The organism is Cognaticolwellia mytili (assembly GCF_002104475.1).
Classification (GTDB): Bacteria; Pseudomonadota; Gammaproteobacteria; order Enterobacterales; family Alteromonadaceae; genus Cognaticolwellia; species Cognaticolwellia mytili.
Window position 1 is genome coordinate 25,150 of record NZ_NBOF01000006.1, and the last position, 18,960, is coordinate 44,109.

The following is an 18,960-nucleotide window of genomic DNA, read 5'->3' on the forward strand; positions in this document are numbered from 1 at the left end:
TAAAGAAAACCATTTAGGAAATATTATGATCGCTCAGATCGAACAAACCATGTACCAACTGTCTGACTTTTTTATGGCACCAGTACTATGTCTTATTGCACTGCTATTTATTTACTCACTGTTTGCCACTGGCCAGTTTTTTAGTCAAACCATGCAACGCCGTCGACATTACAAGTCATTTCTCCAATTGCTCAATAGTGAACTAGGCAGTAATCAAGCATTAAAATTGAATGGCTACCCAATGGCATCACTTGCCAATGAAGTACCTAATATTAGTCAAGACCAACTTGATGTTGCAGCCTTAAAAGAACTCGAAGGTGTGCGAAACGTCAGTCGCCTTGCGCCAATGCTAGGTTTAATAGCCACCATGATCCCAATGGGTCCTGCATTAAAAAGTTTAGCCGACGGTAATATCCAAGGGATTAGTGAAAATCTCATTGTTGCATTTTCAGCCGTGATCTTCGGTTTAATCATCGCTTCCATTACTTTTTGGATAGCATCAATCAAAAAGCGTTGGATGGTAGAAGAACTTGTCGCCATTATGCCGTTACTTAACCATCAAGCTATTAAAAATCAACAAACGGCTGAAAGTGCCACAGTGACAGAATCGGCTTTGCCAATACAAACCTTGGAGAAAGATTATGAGGCTGCTTGATGAAGACGAAGGTATTAACCCTGCATTATCCGTTGTCAATTTAGTTGATGTGTTCTTGGTCCTAGTAGCAGCACTACTGATTGCTATTGCACAAAATCCGTTGAACCCTTTCCTCGCTGAAGATGTCACCGTCATTAAAAATGAGGGGAAAGATAATATGGAAATCATCGTGAAAAAAGGCAATACCATAGAAAGCTTTAAAAGTGATGGAAAAACGGGCTCAGGTACGGGCAAAAAAGCGGGCACTGCATATGAAATGGCAGACGGCAGCATGATTTACGTAAAAGAATAGCGATAATATCTAATGAAAAACTCTTTAATGAAAATTTCCATATTGTTATTCAGCATATTTACCTTAATGGGTAATGTTTTTGCTGAAACAATAAGTACTAGTAAAAAGCAGATGGTTAGCGCAAATAACCACAATGTGCTATTTATCAGTACCGCCCATACAAATACCGCAAAAATTACTTTATTAAAAAAAGTCGCTGATGAAAGAAGCAATCAAACTTGGAATATTTCGCAAAAATCAGCAAAGTCTTTATTAAAAACAGCCAATAAAGTTGGCGATCTAACGGCACTTTTTAACCAATATGATTTGGTCATTCTTGATGCTGTATCAGTGCGAGAAGCCAGCGCTGCATTTGATAGCTACGCAAGTGAAATAGCAAAGGCAAAAACTGCAGTTGTTGCCTTTAGTTACTTAAAAAATCAAGCCCTTAATAAAGGTTTAACCGGTAAAGATACAAGTACATTACAAGATTACTGGATGAATGCTGGCCGTCGTAATCTCGACAATATGCTGAGCTTTATTGCCGCAACAGTTATCTCAAAAAATGACAATTCAGCAACAATTGCCAATGTGCCCGCGCCAATTATTTTTCCACAGCAAGGTATTTACCACCCAACACTACCAAACTTGATCATTGATGACTTGGTCGCGTATAAAAAATTACGTCCAGTTAAACCACAGCAAGCTAAAATAGCGGTATTGTTGCAACGAGCATTAATCGAGTCTGAACAAACACAATTAATCGATGCCACAATTAAACAGCTAGAAGCTAAAGGTGCTTACGTGGTGCCATTCTTTTTTGAGCTTAGCCCTATTAGCGGTGACTACACCCAACTATTGCAAATTCCAAGTACTGAACAAGCTACAGACAGCCAAGCCATAAATGCTCAAGACTTAGCGATGAAAACAGATGTTGATTTGATTATCAGCTTCCGCAATATTCACTGGGCCAATAAACGTAAAGTAGAGTTTGAAAAGTTCGGTGTTCCTGTAATGCACGCCATGACTTATTATTCGGGCGATAAAGCCACATGGGAAAAAGACATGCAAGGTGTGAGCGCCAACATGATGTCTTTCACCTTAGTACTACCTGAAAACGCTGGCGTGGTCGACCCTATGATCGTCGCTGCCATGAATATGACAGATCAAAACGTTGAAATTATCGATTATCAGCTAGAGCACTTAGTCAATAAAGCGATTAACGTCGTTAACTTAAAATATAAAGCAAACCAGGATAAAAAATTAACCATGTTTGTTTGGGGTGATAAAGACGTGGGCGCGTCTTTTATGAATATTCCCGAAAGTATTGAAGCCATTAGTCAACGTTTGGCCAACGAAGGTTATCAAACCGCAGAACGTGACGCTGAATACTTTGTAGAAAATGCAAAAAAAATACTTGACCCATTTTACCGCGATTACCAGTTAACAGAGCTATTAGATAACGACTTAGCTGAATTAATGCCCATTAATAAATATTTAGCTTGGTTTAATGCCCTGCCCACTGAATTAACACAAAAAATAAATGACCATTGGGGACAACCACAAGACAACTTTATGGCGGTAGAGAAAGACGGTGAACACTATTTCATTTTGCCGCGTATTCGTAATGGCAATATGCTAGTTATGCGTCAACCTCCTCGCTCTGATAGTAAGAATGACGAGAATATGATTTATCATCAGGGCCTAGTGCCAATTAATCACTTCTATCTTGCAGCCTATTTTTATGCCCGTGAATATTGGCAATCAGACGCCATTGTGCATTTGGGTACCCATGGCTCACAAGAATACCTAGGTGGAAAAGAACGAGGTTTATCTATTTATGACCAAGGCAATTTAGCGGTTTGGGATACGCCAGTGGTTTATCCGTTTATTGTTGATGATGTTGGTGAAGCCATGCAAACCAAACGCCGTGGCCGAGCGACAGTTATCTCACATATGACACCACCCTTTGCTGCTGCAGGTTTAGAGGGTGAAATACGTAATTTACATGAGTTAATGCATCAATATAAACAGCTTGATCAAGGTGGCGTAAAGCAAAAAACAGCTAGCCAATTAACTAAACTATGTTTCGATACCAATATTTGTAAAGACTTAGGCTGGGAACAAGCACAAATAACTACTGCATTTGACGAATTTATCGATGCTTTGCATATTCACTTAGAAGACTTAGCAACAGCGAACCAACCGTTAGGCTTACATACCTATGGCTATATTCCTGAGCAACCGTTAACTATTTCAACCTTAGTACAAATGCTAGGTAACGATTTTACCCAACGTGCAAGTGAATTTGAGCATGAGAATTACGCTGATAGTTTAGTTGGCGAGCATCATGATGATGACGAAGATCAAGGCGTTTCGCATAGCCATACTTATCATTCTGAAGACCCTGCAAGTCGTGATAAAAACAGTACTGACAAGAAGTCAGAGCAAGCGCTTAGCCCTGTAAATGAAGATCAAAACGAAAATGACATTACACGATTATCAGGTTACTTAACCGTTAAGAACTACATCATTGCTACTGATGAGCCTTCAACGCAGCAACCAGTGCCTTTAACTGAGCTTTCTGAGCCACTACAAGCTGATATTGAACGAGGTAAAAAACTTTACCAAAGTATGGCGAGCATCCACGAACTTGATGCTATGGTTGATTTTCTTAATGCTAAATATATCCCGGTAAAGTCTGGCGGCGACCCAATACGTCACCCAGAATCACTCGCAACAGGCTATAACTTATTTGGTTTTAATCCTTCCCGAGTTCCTACGCAAGCAGCATTCGAACAAGGTAAAGAGTTAGTTGAGCAGATGATTGCCAATTATTACGAAAAGCACCAAGCCTACCCGGATAAAATGGCCTTCTCGTTATGGTCGATTGAAACCATGCGCCATTACGGCGTGCTGGAATCACAAGTGTTGTATGCCATGGGTGTTAAACCTAAATGGAGTAAAAGCGGTCGAGTTATTGGCACTGAAGTTATTCCTTACAGTGAATTAAAACGCCCTCGTATCGACGTTGTGCTTTCTGCAACCGGTTTATACCGCGACGCATTTCCTAATGTCATGCAAATGTTAGCAAAAGCGGTTAACCAAGTTGCCGCCTTAAAGGAAGACAACAATTCAGTTTGGCAAAACAGCCAAAAAGTAAAAGCCAATTTACTCGCCGAAGGTGTTGACGAAAAGGAAGCAGAATATTTGTCAACGATTCGCATATTTTCAAATCAATCTGGTGACTATGGCACTGGCGTTGATGATGCCGCGTGGGCCAGCGATACGTGGGAAACTGACAAGAAAATATCTGATAACTACTTAGGTAAAATGGGCTACTTCTTCGGCGCCGACAATAGCCGTTGGGGTGAAAAAGGCGAAAATACTGAGGGTAAAGATATTCAGCTATATACCAAGCAATTATCAGGCACTGACATTGCGATGTTTGCTCGCTCTTCAAACTTATTTGGCATGTTAAGCACAGATGATCCCTTTGAATACTTTGGCTCACTCAGCTTAGCGGTGAGAAATATCGACGGTAAAAGCCCTGACATGGTAGTGGCAAATTTGCGTGACGCTAAAAATGCTAAAGCAGAAGATGCCGGGCTATTTCTCGCTAAAGAACTACGTACTCGTATGTTCCATCCTCGTTGGATTAAAGAACTGCAAAAAGAAGGTTATTCAGGCGCGGTTTCTTTAGCATCGAAAATGGACAATTTCTTTGGCTGGCAAGTGGTTGACCCTAACTTAATTCGCAACGACCAATGGGATGAATATTTAGATATTTACGTTAATGATAAATTAAACCTAGCACTTGATGAATGGTTTAAAGATATCAACCCAGCAGCGTTTGCTCGTATGATGGAGCGAATGTTAGAAGCTGAGCGTAAAGACTATTGGCAAGCTGACCCTGAACGTTTAAAACAATTGGTTGAGCAGTATATTGACGTCGTTAATAACAACGACTTAGTTATTTTAAATGACGCCGTAAAAGCTCATGTTAATGAACTTGCCGAAGGTTATGGTTTAGCGCCACTAGTAACCAAAACAATGGAAGCAATGGCAGCAAGTGCTGACGCTCAAAAAGCCATGAACAATCAACAATTGGCTGAGCAGAAATCAGAAAATGCAGAGCAACAAATTGAAGGACAAAAACTGGAAAAACAAGTGCAACAAACAATGAAGCCTAACGACTTTATTTACTATAGCTTGTTCGGTATTTTATTCTTAATAGCCTGCGGCGCAGTTTGGCAAACTCGTGCAGCTAAAACAAAGCATCAAGAAATATATTTAATCGCACCAAAAAATCAGGTCATAACAAATAAGGCTGCCTAGTCGATATGATTTATACTTGTGATAGCGCTTAAATAGCTTGGGCATATATGAGCACCATCATTTCAATCGATGGTGCCTTTTTATAAGTATAGTTTCAATTTCTGAATATCAAGCATTACCTTTCGTGTTCTCTGAATATGAATACTTTCTTAATCATAAACGATGTCTTGCAGTCTGGTCTGACCATGGTTATGCTAAATAAAATTTACTACTAGATTACTGCTAATGCAAAACTATAATTTCCATAATGATCAAATACATTGCGTTGACGGTAAAACGATTACAGCTACAGTATTTAAGCCTAAAGGTCAGGTAAAAGGCGCTATTTTACTCGGCCCTGCAACAGGTATTAAAAGGCAATTTTATGCAAATTTTGCCAGTTACCTTGCTGAAGCCGGTTATGGTGTTGTTACCTTTGATAATCGTGGTATAGGGGAATCATTAAACGGTAAGGTTAGTGACAGTGAGGCATCACTACAATGCTGGGGGGAAAAAGACATGCCTGCGGCTTTTGAACACCTAAAGGCAGTATTTCCAAAGACACAATACCACTTAATTGGCCATAGTGCTGGTGGGCAACTCATTGGTTTAATGCATAATGCTATGGACTTCAGCTCAATTTTTAATGTTGCTTGTTCTTCTGGACAACTGAGCAACATGAAATCTATGCATAAACTTAAAGCACACTTTTTTATGAACGCTTTTATCCCATTGAGTAATGCCTTATTTGGTCATACAAAGTCTCAATGGTTTGGTATGGGCGAACCTCTCCCTAAAAAAGTTGCCAAAGAATGGCAAACTTGGTGTAACGGACAAGGTTATGTCAAAACGGCTTTTGGTAAAACCATACACAATCACTTATATGATGATATCACTGCTCCCTCTCTATGGGTCAATGCTCCTGATGATGATATTGCCAATAATGAAAACGTCAGCGATATGCTGTCAGTATTTACTAAACTTGATGCAAAAATATTGACATTATCAGCTCAAGAATACGACTTAACTGAGATTGGTCATATGAAGTTCTTTAGTCGAAAATCAAAAGTACTATGGCAACACGCTATTGATTGGTTAAACATCCACCAGTAGACCATCGATTAAGGTTATGTTCGGTAAATATTCATTATTTATTTTCCGCATTAATCTGTTATCAAACTAGCAGTAGTTATCGATAAAACTCAATGGCGGCTATTCGAGCAGATTTATGTTCGACTATTGCCGGCCAATAAATGGCTAAATTTTCTTTTGCAAGGTAAGCATGTGGAAAATGGATGTGTTTACTTGGTACATCCGCCAACTCGGGTAAATACTTTCGAATAAATTCACCATCAGAATCAAACCTTTCACTTTGTCTAATAGGATTAAAAACGCGAAAGTAAGGTTGAGCATCACAGCCAGTACTCGCCGCCCATTGCCACCCTCCGTTATTAGCTGCTAAATCGCCATCAATAAGCTGTTGCATAAAATATTTTTCCCCCAAACGCCAATCAATTAATAAGTGCTTGGTTAAGAAACTTGCGGCGACCATACGCAGTCGATTGTGCATCCAACCCGTTTGGTTTAATTGTGCCATTGCAGCATCGACTAACGGATAACCAGTTCGGCCTTCGCACCAGGCTCGGAAGTGCTCGGAGTTATTGGGCCACACGGTAGCACTGTATTTCTCATTAAAAGATTGATGTTTTGATAATTTTTCTTGATGAAACACCAAATGACGATAAAACTCACGCCAAATTATTTCATTTACCCAGACAAATTCTTCACTGTCAGCGGCAAGTAAAATATCGGGGAAACGCTGTATCATCAAGGTTAAAAGATACCGTGGGCTAATGGTGCCAATAGCTAAATATGGCGAGAGACCCGACGTTGCTTTAATGGCAGGAAAATCACGTTCTTGTCCATAATACTGCACTTTATCTTGAAAGAACGTTGGAATGACTTGCTGCTCTACTTTGTCAGCTAGTGGCCAAGCATTCGATTCACCAGAACAAATAATAGGTTTTATAAGTTCACTTGATACTTGGCTTGATTTTGATTTTGATATTACCGGTTTACCTAAATAGCTAAAACCAACTTGTTTTACATAAGAAAGCCAGGCACGTTTAAATGGCGTAAATACTTTATACATCTCACCGTTTTTGTTCAGCACCTTACCTTTTTCAGCAATAACATCACTTTCAAATAAGCGCAGAGCAATGCCATGTTCCACGCAAGCTTTGTCGCGCAAGTTCTCATTTACTTCTAGTTCCTTATTAGCAACTATTTCACTAATATTATGCTGGTGACAGTAATGCTTTAAAAATTCAATTTGCTTTGAAAAGTCATCACAATATTCTACTTGTAAAACAATATTTAACGACAATAATTGCTGTGCTAGTGTATTAACATGACGTTTAATTAAATCAATTTTTATCGATGACCAATCATGACTTTGCCATTGTTTTTCACTGACAAAAAAAATGGCCTTACCAAACTCTGAGCTACTATGTTGCTCAAGAAAGTAATGTAAGGCGGGATTGTCGTTTATTCTAATATCGTTGCGAAACCAAAGTAACAATGACTTTCCTTAGTATTTAATAAAGAGGCTAACATAAAGTTAAAACTACTTAGAACCAGTAAGTAGTACTGCCATTGAAAAGCAAAAACCACATGTTGTCCATAAGCTTGTCCAATAACATCTTCGGCACTACCCCGATATTCTTAGTAATAGTGATATCAAATACCTCCAGTTAATCATTCGAAGCAATTCTATTGTTTTATGGCATTAAAAAGAGGCAAATTCGCGATAACAATCACTAGTAGACTGACCACACATTTCATCATAAGCACTTTGAAACTCAAGTAATGCTGAAAAAATATTATGTCGGCGTAAATAGGCTTTAGCATCGACTAGCGATTTAAACATTGCTGCCTTTGTATTTTGATCTAAGCCGCCAAGGTTATCTCTCGAGTCGATCATTCCAACTAAATAGTGACTTGAATCTGAAACACCAATGATCACAGGCAGTAAACAAGATGTTGAATTTGAATGCATAACAATTCTCCGATATTGATTTCCAATAAATACGAGATAGCTAACAATAAAGTTCAATGTGATTATTTATTTCAATGCTAAATCACTAACACTTACTTATTTAGTATGCCCCTGCCGCATAAGTTAATTCATAACTATGACTATAGATTTCTAAAATATTACCAAACGGATCTTCCATATAAATCATACGAAATGGTTTTTCTCCAGGGTAGTAATAGCGTGGTTCGACCATACGTTTTTTACCGCCAGCCGCAACAATTTTTTCTACTAACTCTTCTAAGTTTGGATCTTGTACGCAGAAGTGAAAAACACCGGTCTTCCAATACTCAAAGTTATTTTCTGGGTTTTGTTGATTTTTAAATTCGAATAATTCGACACCAATACGGTCACCTGTCGACATATGGGCAATCTTGAATTTTTCCCAATTTGCACCAAATACATCAGTGCACATTGCACCGATAGCACTATCGTCTTCGATGATCTCAGTCGGATCCATAATCAAGTACCAGCCCAATACTTCTGTATAAAATTTAACGGCTGCTTCTACATTCGGCACTGAAATACCAATATGTGAGAAAGTTCTCGGATATGCTTTGCTCATGCTCTTACCTCCTTAAAGTTTATGGGAAAAGTATAGAGCAGATGTTAAAGTATAAAAAATTATCATTAATTATACTTATAAGTACATTTTATTATGATAAATCTACTTTGGTTAAAAACCTACTGTACCTTGGCTGAGCTAGGCCATTTTACTAAAACTGCAAATGTCTTATATATGACCCAGTCTGGCGTTAGCCAGCATATAAAGAAACTCGAACAGCAGTTAGACATTGCACTTTTGCTTAGAGAGGGAAAGTCATTTACTTTAACAGACGCTGGTTTGCACTTGTATCAAAGCGGTAAACAGCTTTTACAAGCTAGCGATGACCTTGCCATTTCGATAAAACAAGATGAAGCCTATGTTGGTAATATCCGAATTTCATCTCCAGGCAGTGTCGGCTTAAAGCTCTACCCACACCTGTTAGGTATTCAACAAAAGCATCCAGAATTATCACTAGACTACACCTTTGCGCCGAATAGCAGCATTAAAACGGCTTTAATTGATCGTAAAATCGATATTGGCCTAATGACGGAAACTTCAAAAACAAACAAATTAACCAGTCAATGTATTGCTTTAGAGCCCTTGGTGTTAGTGACTAGCAACAAAGTTACAAAAATAAATTGGCAAGTATTAACAAAATTAGGTTTTATCCTGCACCCCGATGTTGAGCATCATGCAAACTTATTACTGAGTGAGAACTTCAAAGAATTTGAACATATAGACCAATTTACGCATAAAGGTTTTTCTAATCAAATCAGCCTAATTCTTGAGCCGGTTAGCCGAAATATTGGTTTTACTGTCTTGCCCTTACATGCAGCCAATGCTTTTCATCAACAAAAATTAATTCGTATTCAACCATTGGCAAACCCCGTCAGTGAAGGCATATATCTTTGTCAGAATAAAAATGCCTTTGAAAGTACTAGGAATAAGCAGCTTAAGAGCATAATCATCGATTTTTTAGGTGCTAGTTGAATATTAGCTTTAGTGGCAAGCACGATATACTCGCTGCACGATTTAACAAGTGTACTATAAAAATAGGGGTTATCAGTCTAAAAATTGGCTTAAAACAAATCAAACCATCACAAAGCTGTATTAACAATATATTGATATATAACAATTAAACGCACATAAAACAGGCAATATCTATATTCCTCGTTATACTGAAATTAAAAGAAAAATCGACTCATAGTGGAATGTAAGTAATGCCAAATAATAATGTAAGAAAGGACGAATCGAAAGCCTCTCCTCCGATAGATGAATTGCAGCAGCTTAGAAAAATTGTTTTTGGCAATGCTGAGCAACAGTTGAAAGAAAAAATATCATCAACACATGCTGAAATGCAAAAAGCACTCAATACTCAAAAAGAGAGTTTTAACGCAAATTTAGCTAGTTTTCAGCAAGTGACTGAACAGCGCTTCACTGAACTTGAGCAGCGCCTCAGCCTATCAGATAAAACTCATGAAGATAACGAATCTGTTATTCAGAAAGATTTAGCAAGTTTAGCTTCCGAGCATGAAATGTTTGCAGCATCTACACAGCAAGACTTCAAAAGTATTGAACAGTCTCTTAATAATGAGAGCGATGGCCTTAGTAAAAGTTTTAATGAACAAATAGAGCAATTAAAGTCACATCTTGAAGGTGTATCGAAAGAACTTAGTTCTTCTAAAACAGATAGAAAAACACTGGCTAAATTACTATCTACCATGGCAACTAATTTAGAAGATGACCAGCTATAATGCTCGAAGACAATACAGAAGAACAAGTTGAGTCTGAACAGCATATAGAACAAATTAGAACACTAATACTCGGTAAAAATAACGCTTTAGTTACTGAGAGTGTTAAAAAAGAAGCTCGTACGCTAGTAACTGATGTTGTCACCGAAGCACTACATGACAGACAAAAACAAGACAGTTCCGTTAATAAAGTGTTACAGCCGCTTATAGAAGATTCGGTTAAACATTCAGTTGCACACAATAGTGAGCGGCTAGTAAGTTCATTGTACCCGCTTGTTGGTAGTTTAGTGCGAAAGTCAGTGGCCGCATTTCTCAGTGACTTCATGGAAAAAACTAATCAATTATTAGAAAATAGCCTGACATTAAAAGGCTTAAAGTGGCGATTAAGAGCTTGGCAAACTGGTGTTAGCTTCGCTCAATATGCCGCATCACAAACTTTTGCTTATCGCGTTGAACATGTTTTTCTTATTCATCGAGAAACAGGCTTACTCTTAAATGCGGTAGACATAGGTAATGAAGAAAAAAGTGACGCAGATATGGTCTCTTCGATGCTTTCAGCAATTAATAGCTTCGTTGGTGACTCTTTTTTAACTGGTGAAGAAGGTCAAAAAGAGCAATTACAGACCGTTAGTACTGACAGTTTCAACTTACTGATAAAGCCGGGTCCTAGTGCTTTAGTCGTTGCTGCTGTGATAGGAAATCCACCACAAAAAATTAGTAACCAACTGCAGCTTACTTTAGAAAACATTCATCAACTCTATTTTAATGAACTCAATCAGTTCGATGGTGACAACCTCCCCTTTGCCGATGCAGAAAACTTACTGCGAGACTGTTTACTGTCTGAGCAAAAAACTGAAGAAAAGAAAAAGAAAAAACCTTGGCTGGCCCTCACACTACTATTCATAATAGCTACCAGCTTAGGCTACCAAGTAGTCTCTTGGGTAAAAAATCAGCAGCTACATAAAAAAATTATGCAATTGGACCACGAGCCCGGCGTTGTTATCCGGCAGCTAACCATCAATAATCTTGACGATATTTACCTTGATATTTTACGAGATCCTAATGCAGTAATACTTACACAATGGCTAAAAGATAATAACTTAGCCGTTGAAAAGTTCACGATTGTAGAGCAAAACTACCACTCTCTTGATTCAAAAATACTGTTTTACCGCGCCGAGAAAATTGTAAATAAATTTCCACAACTCAGTTTAAGTTGGAAAAACAGCTCCTTATCCCTATCGGGAAAATTAGATTTTAGTGATTATCAGCAACTTTTGAGCGCTTTAGCTATTGCTGGTTTTACCAAAGAGCGCAACTTAAACATTGAACAATTACAACTAGCCTCAACCCATAAAATAGTGTCAAGCAGGCAAGTAAAGCAGCAAATTTTTGATGACTTAGTTGGTAGAATTTCCTCTACTCAACTCGACTTTGCGGTAGAAAGTGAAGAAATAACAGCAAAAATGCAAATTTCATTAGATCAAATTGAGCAGTATATGGCTCAATTGAGCGTATTGGCAAAAGAGCTTAGTATCAATATTGGTCTATTAATTATTGGCTGCAGCGACAATACCGGTAATATTGCCACCAATAAGGCTTTAAGCCTAAACAGAGCAAAAAACACAGAGAAAGAGTTAATAAAAAAAGGCCTAGATGCAGAACAAGTACATGTTATTGGGCTTGGTCAAATTGATATCAATGCGGTCAAAAATACCGCAAGAAAAGTGATATTTAATGTGGTATATATAAATGAAGCACACATTAAAGATAGTCAGTTAATTCCCTAAATATACTGGCAAGTTAGCAACGTAAATAGTGCTTTGTTCAGAAAAGGTAACTTAGCCAAAATGGAGGTGGCGCTATGATTCAAAAGAAAATTTGTCTATTAGGTGCGTCGAGTGTCGGAAAAACTAGCTTAGTTAAACAATTTGTCGAAGGTATTTTTAGTGAAAAATACCTCACAACAATAGGTGTTAAAGTTGATAAAAAATCACTAGTGGTAGATGACGAAGAAATCAATTTCATGTTGTGGGATATCGAAGGAAGTGATCGCTATAACGTTTTTGAAGAAAGGTACTTACGCGGCGCTGCTGGCTATATTATCGTTGTTGATCAAACACGAGCCTCATCACTGATTGAAGGTTTAGACATTCACACCTTAGCAAAACAAGTGACCTCTTGTCCGGCAGTTCTGGCAATCAATAAAAGTGATTTACCTTCTACTTGGCACTTATCAGCAATAGAACAAGATGCGTATCAAAAACTTTTCGATCTGCAATTTACCACAAGCGCGAAAACTGGTGAGCATGTGGACGATATGTTCTTAGCATTGGCGGCATTATTGTTAAAGGATAAGAAGAATGACATCACTGCTGAATAGTGTTTTAAACGCATTAGAACAAATTGTATTAGAAGTTATCGATATTGACGACGGAAAAGTTAAGTTAGTTCAGGGGGGGGAGCGTGGGCCAAAGCCCTTTTTCCAGACTCTGATCATCAACAAATCTTTACTATTAGTGAAGATACACCGTTTTTATTCGATTTTCTTATTGATGCCAGACTAGTATGGCGCGATCATAAAAATGCTAAGCTTCGCTCTGGGTTATGGACCGAGGAAATTAAAAATCATAGCGCGCTTCACCTAGAAGCTATCGCCATAAGACAAGAACAGCACAATATATTACTGATCACTAATCAATTGGCAGATTACCAATTTCAACAAAAAACTAAGCAGTTAGCTCGAGAGATACTATTATCTAACGATCGTTTATTTTTACAAAATGAATATTTACAAACACGGTTACGCTCTATTTTAAGTCAACCACCAGAACAAAGTAATCTTGTATTTGCTTTAACTAAAGTCATCGAAAACGCAGATTTCGGCGTCATAGTGGTCGATGCTAATTTTTCAACAATTATTGAAAATACTGCCGCGTTAACCCTTTTTGAACATAACTCATCCAATAACACCACTGCGGTTAGACCGATAAATATCATTACGAAATTGATGAAAAATCAATTACCTGAATATGATCGTATCATATCAACCAAATCCAATTGGGACGGTGAATTATGCTGGATATCACCACCATCAACATTGAAATGGCTTAAAATTGGCTTTCACCCGGTAAAAAACAAACTCAACGAACCTGAAAGCTGGCTAGTTTTTGCCAATGATATCAGTACTATAAAACACTTAGCGCAGCGTAATGAAAAGCTAGCTTTACAAGATATGCTAACCGAATTACCTAATCGTTTTTCTTTTTGGCAAACTTTAGATCAACAAATTATCACCGGCTCACCATTTTATCTGCTATATGTTGATATTAATGAGTTTAGACGTCACAACGAATTTTATGGTCACCAAGAAGGCGACAAACTACTGATCGACTTTGGTCGACGAATTGAGAGTGTCATAAAAAAATCCGACTTTATTGCCCGAGTAGGAGGCGATGAGTTTGCCATCATACTGGCGAATATCGACAACCAAGAGGCATGTAAAGGTGCTATAGAACGCATATTAGAGACTATAAGTAAGCCTTATCAAACAAATAAATTAGAAAGCTTTCATATTAGTGTCAGTATCGGCGCTGCAAATTTTCCTAATGACGCCACAAGCGTTGAAGAATTGATGAAATTCGTCGATTTAAGTGCCTACAGTGGTAAAGAAAATAAGAAAAATTCTTTGCTGTTTTATTCTCAAGAGATTAAAGACGCCTCACATCATTTAATTAAAGTTGAGCAAGAATTAAGACAAGCAATCAACCAAGAAGAATTTGAATTATTTTTACAGCCGATTGTGGATTTAGAAAGCCACTCCATTAGTAAAGCAGAAGCCTTAATTCGCTGGAATCATCCGACTAAAGGTTTGATTAGCCCTGACAAATTTATCCCTATAGCTGAAAAAAGTGGCCTAATTATTACCATAGGTGAATGGGTAATAAAACGTGCTTGCCAGATGATTAAGGAAATTAACGCCAAAGGTCACAATGTTATCATTTCGATTAACCTATCTCCTTCGCAAGTTATTGATGAAAACTTATTTTCCTACTTGCATAGCTGTATTAAAACCTCTCAGGTTGAGCCATCATCATTAGAGTTGGAAGTCACTGAAGGAGTATTAGTTGATGATTACTCAATAGCAAAAAGATTATTAAATAATGCAAGAGCCATTGGTATAACAGTATCAGTCGATGATTTTGGCACCGGGTACAGTTCATTAGCTTATCTGAAAAAATTACCGCTAGATTTTTTAAAAATTGATCGTTCTTTTATTAAAGACATAGTTGCCGATGAAAATGACAAAGCCATTGTTCGCGCCGTTATTGCTATGGCACATAACCTTAAACTATCAGTTATTTCTGAAGGCGTGGAAACAGAAGAACAATTAAAGTTTTTAATAAAAAACTCATGTAACTCAGTGCAAGGTTACCTTTTTAGTCGTCCAGTACAATTAGAGTATTTCTTAGATATACTTAAAGAGCAGTGGTAACTAAATCTATAGCGAGCAAATTAAACTTACTCGCTATATTTAAGCTGAGGCGTAATAATCAAAAAACTTTTTAGCTGTATTTTATGAAACCTTAGCTATTTGTGAAAACTATCATCCGGAACTCCTGAAAAGCAGGCTAGTACATAGGGATAACTTTCTGTAATGTAGTAGCCATAAACGCCGTCTTTTGTCATACCGTTGCATTCATCTAAATCACCAACGCCCTCAATGTATTCATAGTCATCTCTAAAAGCGCCATCATAAGTTCCACCCGGATCGCCAGTGCCACTTGGACGTGCTCCTGATTTCAAGCGATAACTCGATAATGCCTTGCGAATATTACCTTGGTCATCAAAGTAAGAGCCAAAGATAGGGAAGCCGTCTGCCGCAAAGCCAACCACTGGTGAGTCTTGATTATCGCTATCATCAAATAGCGCAAGAGGTGAGCCATGATAGTGATAAGTTCCATCAGGTTGCGCATGTGCATTGTGAGAATCAACAGCAAAGCCATTCGCTTCATGCATTGGGTCATATCGCCAAGGTTGTGCCATATCATTACAACCAACTTTACCATTGCCAATACCAAAACAGCCCGCTGCGAGTAAATCAACTTTCACACCATTGAGCATAATAGCATTGTCCATTTGCAATGAAATGCTGGTTACTTGGCTAGAAATACTAGGAGAAGTGGTTATTTCAAACTGATCATTCTGTTCGCTGACATGATTGGGGAAGGCATTGCCACCATCATTAAAGTCATGATTGGGAATCGCATTAGTTTGAAACACACATTTATCCCTCACTTGAGAAATAACTAAGTCGCCATGAAAAACTATACCGTTATTCACATCATTTACGTTCGAAGTAAATTGCTCAATATAATCAGCACAATTTTCACTTTTGTTTGCTAAAATTGCATTGGTTATATCTATGGGTCCTGATGAGTCTTCAGTGCCATAAATAAGATCAGCAACAGCTTCTAAATTACTCACTTGCTCAAGTAAGAAAGAATCATTAGTGGGCAATAGGTCATTAGTTTCAGCAAAGTTATCAGTTAATGAGTACAACTCCTGTTCACCACTTTCAAATTCAATTAACTTGTAGTCATTCGAACGAGTTGCCCAACCACTAACGTTGTCAGACTTAAACGCGGTATAAGCATAGCTGTTGCTCACGGCGGTTGAATCAGTTAATAGCGCTTTGAAGCTTTTACTGTCATGTACTTTGGTCTCACTAACGCCAGCAATTTCGGCAATAGTGGCATATAAGTCTGTTGCGGTAACTAAAGCATCCTCTCTCTCATTTATTCGTGTAACGCCTTTACCAGAAATAACAAAAGGAGCAGCGATGCCACCTTGATAAAGTGTGCCTTTTGCATGATTAGTTTCAAATACTGAGGTATCAATAACACCACTCGGAGAACCATTATCACCAATAAAAATAACAATAGTATTATCACGAGTCGCTTCATCAAGCGTGTTGAGTAATCGACCAACCTCCGCATCCATAGCTTCAACAGCGGCTAAATAGTACGCTCGTTTATTACGATTAATATCATCAGCGGTGCCTGATAGGTCACGATCATGCAGCGAGTTTGGTGGTAAATGAAATGGAGTATGCGGCGCTGAATAGGCAACCCAAGCAAACCATGGCGAGGTTTGCTCATTAACCCAATCTATTGCTAAGTCGGTAATTTTTGTTGAATGATATTCCGTTGTATTTTCAGTTTCACCATTAATCGTTAATGGCCAATCATAATAGTTGTCAATATTAGATAAACTACCTGCATAATAATCAACACCAACATCATTAGGATGTGTTTCACTACCATTACCCGTACTTAAATGCCACTTACCAAAAACTGCTGATTGATAACTTTTTGTTTCGCTATTTCGTTTCAAATATTGCTGCAAAATTTCATGTTCGGTCGATAAAATTGCAGGTACTGTTTCAACACTACTATTTACACCATATTTACCGGTAATTATTGTACCTCGTGTGGTCGTGCATGCTGGCGTAACCCACATATTTTCAAACACCAAACCTTGTTGAGCTAATTCATTCATCGTCGGAGTAATTGGTACATCTTGGCTAAAGCTATATTGCGCTGAGGCATCTAAACCTTGATCATCAGAGATAATAAATAAGATATTAGGTGAGGAATCAACGCCAGACTCAGGCGGAATTTCTGGTTCTGGTTCTGGTTCTGGTTCTGGTTCTGGTTCAGCAGGAATAGGTTGCACAATTTCACTGTCTCCCACAGCATCGCCACTGCCGCCGCCGCAACCCGTTAGCACGATTAGCTCTACCATAATGAATAAACAGATGGTACTGATGTTAAATCTCATATTAACTTCCTCTCATAAGTGAGCCATAGTTGCCAAGCAATGAACTTGAATACATAAATGAAAATTTCATTAATGAATATACCGATATAATGTGCAAATAATGAGGAGATGAACAACTAAATACCTAGTATCAAGAAAAAAGCGTCAACCCTCTTCGCAGTCATTAATAATAGTGCATATTTACAGGAATAATTTATCGCTAGAATTTCTGTGAAACGGCTTAGCACAACAGAGTTTATTGGAGCCTAAAAGCTAAATATTAAAAGCCTTAAAATTTTCATATGCAGTTTTAGTTGTTAAGAAACAATTAATTTTACTTCAAATAAGGCCCTAGAGGCCTGTCAAAATAGTTTACAGTATGAGTATAATCGCAACAAAAAATCAATATTTTCATACTAAATACATAAGGTTATCGCTTTGGCTTATAAAGTGCTTATACCTGCGAGTTACTCCAAATAACCCAAACGGAATTTAGGAAGAATATAAAATGACATTTTATAAACTTATCATCATTGGCTTACTAGCAACTTGCTTTACTGGCACAGCTAACGCAACGATCATAGAGTGGGAATCTAATTACGGCACACTCAGTGATTTAAGTGGTGACGATGATAATAACGAGCTCTTTAACTTAGGCTTCGATTTTAGCTTTTATAACACTACTTATAATCAAGTTTATGGCTCAACGAACGGTAGCCTTTTCTTTAATAACGAGGAGGAATATGCAATAGGAAGCGACATAGAAGGCGGTTATGGTCCTATGATTGCCGCATTCAATGCCGATCTTAATCCCGAAGAAGGCGGAGATATTTATACTAACACCTTAGGCACAGCTGGTGATAAAAGGTTTGTCATGACCTGGCTTAACGTAATTGACTACGAAGAAGAATTTTATAATTCCTTCCAAGCTATTTTATTCGAAAATGGCACAATTCGTTTTAACTATTTACAGTTAAATGGCAGTGGTGATGATGGCGGCAATGATGTTATTGGCGTATCACAAGGTGATGACAGCCACTTTAACTATTTCACTGCGGATGATGGTAATGCCAATGGTATCCATCCGAGCGGAAAATCCTTACTCTATACTTGGAATAGCACATCCGCAAACTATGACCAAACAGCAAGCCAATTAGCTTCGGTTTCTGAGCCGACTACACTCGCTATTTTTGCACTTGGCATATTAGGACTGGCTTCTCGACGCTTTAAAAATAGCAATTCATTGTAATAAGTAGTATCAAGCACCACATTACGTGTGGTGCTTTTCCGATAACTAAAACTTAAGAGCCGGCGGCGCTCTGAGAGTAAGTTCTGATTAATGGAAGTTTGCATACCATGAATAAATAAGAATTATCTATCATGTATTAACTTTTATCTTACAAAGTATGCCCTGCTAAATAAAGCCATCAAGTATTCACCTACCTCACTGAACTTTGGCATTACCTCACTCTAATTAAATACCTTTAATTAACTATCAAAAAGGTG

The 18,960-nt window shown here is 38.0% G+C and carries 14 protein-coding genes; 10 read left to right on the forward strand and 4 right to left on the reverse strand.

Translation table 11 applies throughout. The annotated features are described in order from the left end of the window. Positions 1–25 precede the first annotated feature (25 nt). The 4 genes from B7C41_RS17800 (at position 26) to B7C41_RS17815 (ending at position 6,356) form a co-directional block, all read left to right on the forward strand. On the forward strand, positions 26–655 hold the full coding sequence (locus B7C41_RS17800; RefSeq protein ID WP_085300331.1) for a MotA/TolQ/ExbB proton channel family protein: 630 nt from the start codon (positions 26–28) through the stop codon (positions 653–655). Beyond that, positions 642–947 carry a DUF2149 domain-containing protein gene (locus tag B7C41_RS17805; protein ID WP_085300332.1) on the forward strand — a complete coding sequence of 102 codons (306 nt, stop codon included), beginning with the start codon at positions 642–644 and terminating at the stop codon, positions 945–947. The genes B7C41_RS17800 and B7C41_RS17805 overlap by 14 nt, the downstream gene beginning before the upstream one ends. A gap of 27 nt (positions 948–974) precedes the next feature. Next, positions 975–5,264, forward strand: a complete 4,290-nt coding sequence (locus B7C41_RS17810; RefSeq protein ID WP_158089159.1) for a cobaltochelatase subunit CobN — start codon at positions 975–977, stop codon at positions 5,262–5,264. A gap of 225 nt (positions 5,265–5,489) precedes the next feature. Further along, the gene (locus B7C41_RS17815) at positions 5,490–6,356 is read left to right on the forward strand and encodes an alpha/beta hydrolase family protein (protein WP_085300334.1); all 867 of its coding nucleotides are present in this window, start codon (positions 5,490–5,492) and stop codon (positions 6,354–6,356) included. A gap of 76 nt (positions 6,357–6,432) precedes the next feature. Here the strand turns inward: B7C41_RS17815 and phrB are convergent, their stop codons facing one another. From phrB to B7C41_RS17830, 3 genes are all read right to left on the reverse strand, one after another. Then, the gene (gene phrB / locus B7C41_RS17820) at positions 6,433–7,824 is read right to left on the reverse strand and encodes a deoxyribodipyrimidine photo-lyase (RefSeq protein ID WP_085300335.1); all 1,392 of its coding nucleotides are present in this window, start codon (positions 7,822–7,824) and stop codon (positions 6,433–6,435) included. A gap of 207 nt (positions 7,825–8,031) precedes the next feature. Then, a complete protein-coding gene (locus B7C41_RS17825; protein WP_085300336.1) occupies positions 8,032–8,301 on the reverse strand; it encodes a DUF6482 family protein in 270 nt (89 codons plus the stop codon). A gap of 100 nt (positions 8,302–8,401) precedes the next feature. Continuing rightward, a complete protein-coding gene (locus B7C41_RS17830; RefSeq protein WP_085300337.1) occupies positions 8,402–8,902 on the reverse strand; it encodes a lactoylglutathione lyase family protein in 501 nt (166 codons plus the stop codon). Positions 8,903–8,995: 93 nt separating this feature from the next. Here B7C41_RS17830 and B7C41_RS17835 point away from each other — a divergent pair, with 93 nt between their 5' ends. The 5 genes from B7C41_RS17835 (at position 8,996) to B7C41_RS17860 (ending at position 15,127) form a co-directional block, all read left to right on the forward strand. Beyond that, complete coding sequence (locus B7C41_RS17835) at positions 8,996–9,874, forward strand: LysR family transcriptional regulator (RefSeq protein WP_085300338.1); 879 nt, start codon at positions 8,996–8,998, stop codon at positions 9,872–9,874. A gap of 230 nt (positions 9,875–10,104) precedes the next feature. Next, entirely contained in the window at positions 10,105–10,638 is a 534-nt protein-coding gene (locus B7C41_RS17840) for a hypothetical protein (protein WP_085300339.1), read from the forward strand. Further along, positions 10,638–12,422 carry an OmpA family protein gene (locus B7C41_RS17845; RefSeq protein WP_085300340.1) on the forward strand — a complete coding sequence of 595 codons (1,785 nt, stop codon included), beginning with the start codon at positions 10,638–10,640 and terminating at the stop codon, positions 12,420–12,422. Before B7C41_RS17840 ends, B7C41_RS17845 begins: the two co-directional genes overlap by 1 nt. A gap of 74 nt (positions 12,423–12,496) precedes the next feature. Next, complete coding sequence (locus B7C41_RS17850; RefSeq protein ID WP_085300341.1) at positions 12,497–13,015, forward strand: Rab family GTPase; 519 nt, start codon at positions 12,497–12,499, stop codon at positions 13,013–13,015. A gap of 318 nt (positions 13,016–13,333) precedes the next feature. Further along, positions 13,334–15,127, forward strand: a complete 1,794-nt coding sequence (locus tag B7C41_RS17860) for a bifunctional diguanylate cyclase/phosphodiesterase (RefSeq protein WP_085300343.1) — start codon at positions 13,334–13,336, stop codon at positions 15,125–15,127. A gap of 95 nt (positions 15,128–15,222) precedes the next feature. On the opposite strand, the gene B7C41_RS17865 is transcribed toward B7C41_RS17860, so the two are convergent. After that, complete coding sequence (locus B7C41_RS17865) at positions 15,223–17,475, reverse strand: YHYH protein (RefSeq protein ID WP_235839772.1); 2,253 nt, start codon at positions 17,473–17,475, stop codon at positions 15,223–15,225. 487 nt (positions 17,476–17,962) lie between these two features. Between B7C41_RS17865 and B7C41_RS17870 the strand changes: the two genes are divergently transcribed. After that, on the forward strand, positions 17,963–18,703 hold the full coding sequence (locus B7C41_RS17870) for a PEP-CTERM sorting domain-containing protein (protein WP_085300344.1): 741 nt from the start codon (positions 17,963–17,965) through the stop codon (positions 18,701–18,703). Positions 18,704–18,960 lie beyond the last annotated feature (257 nt).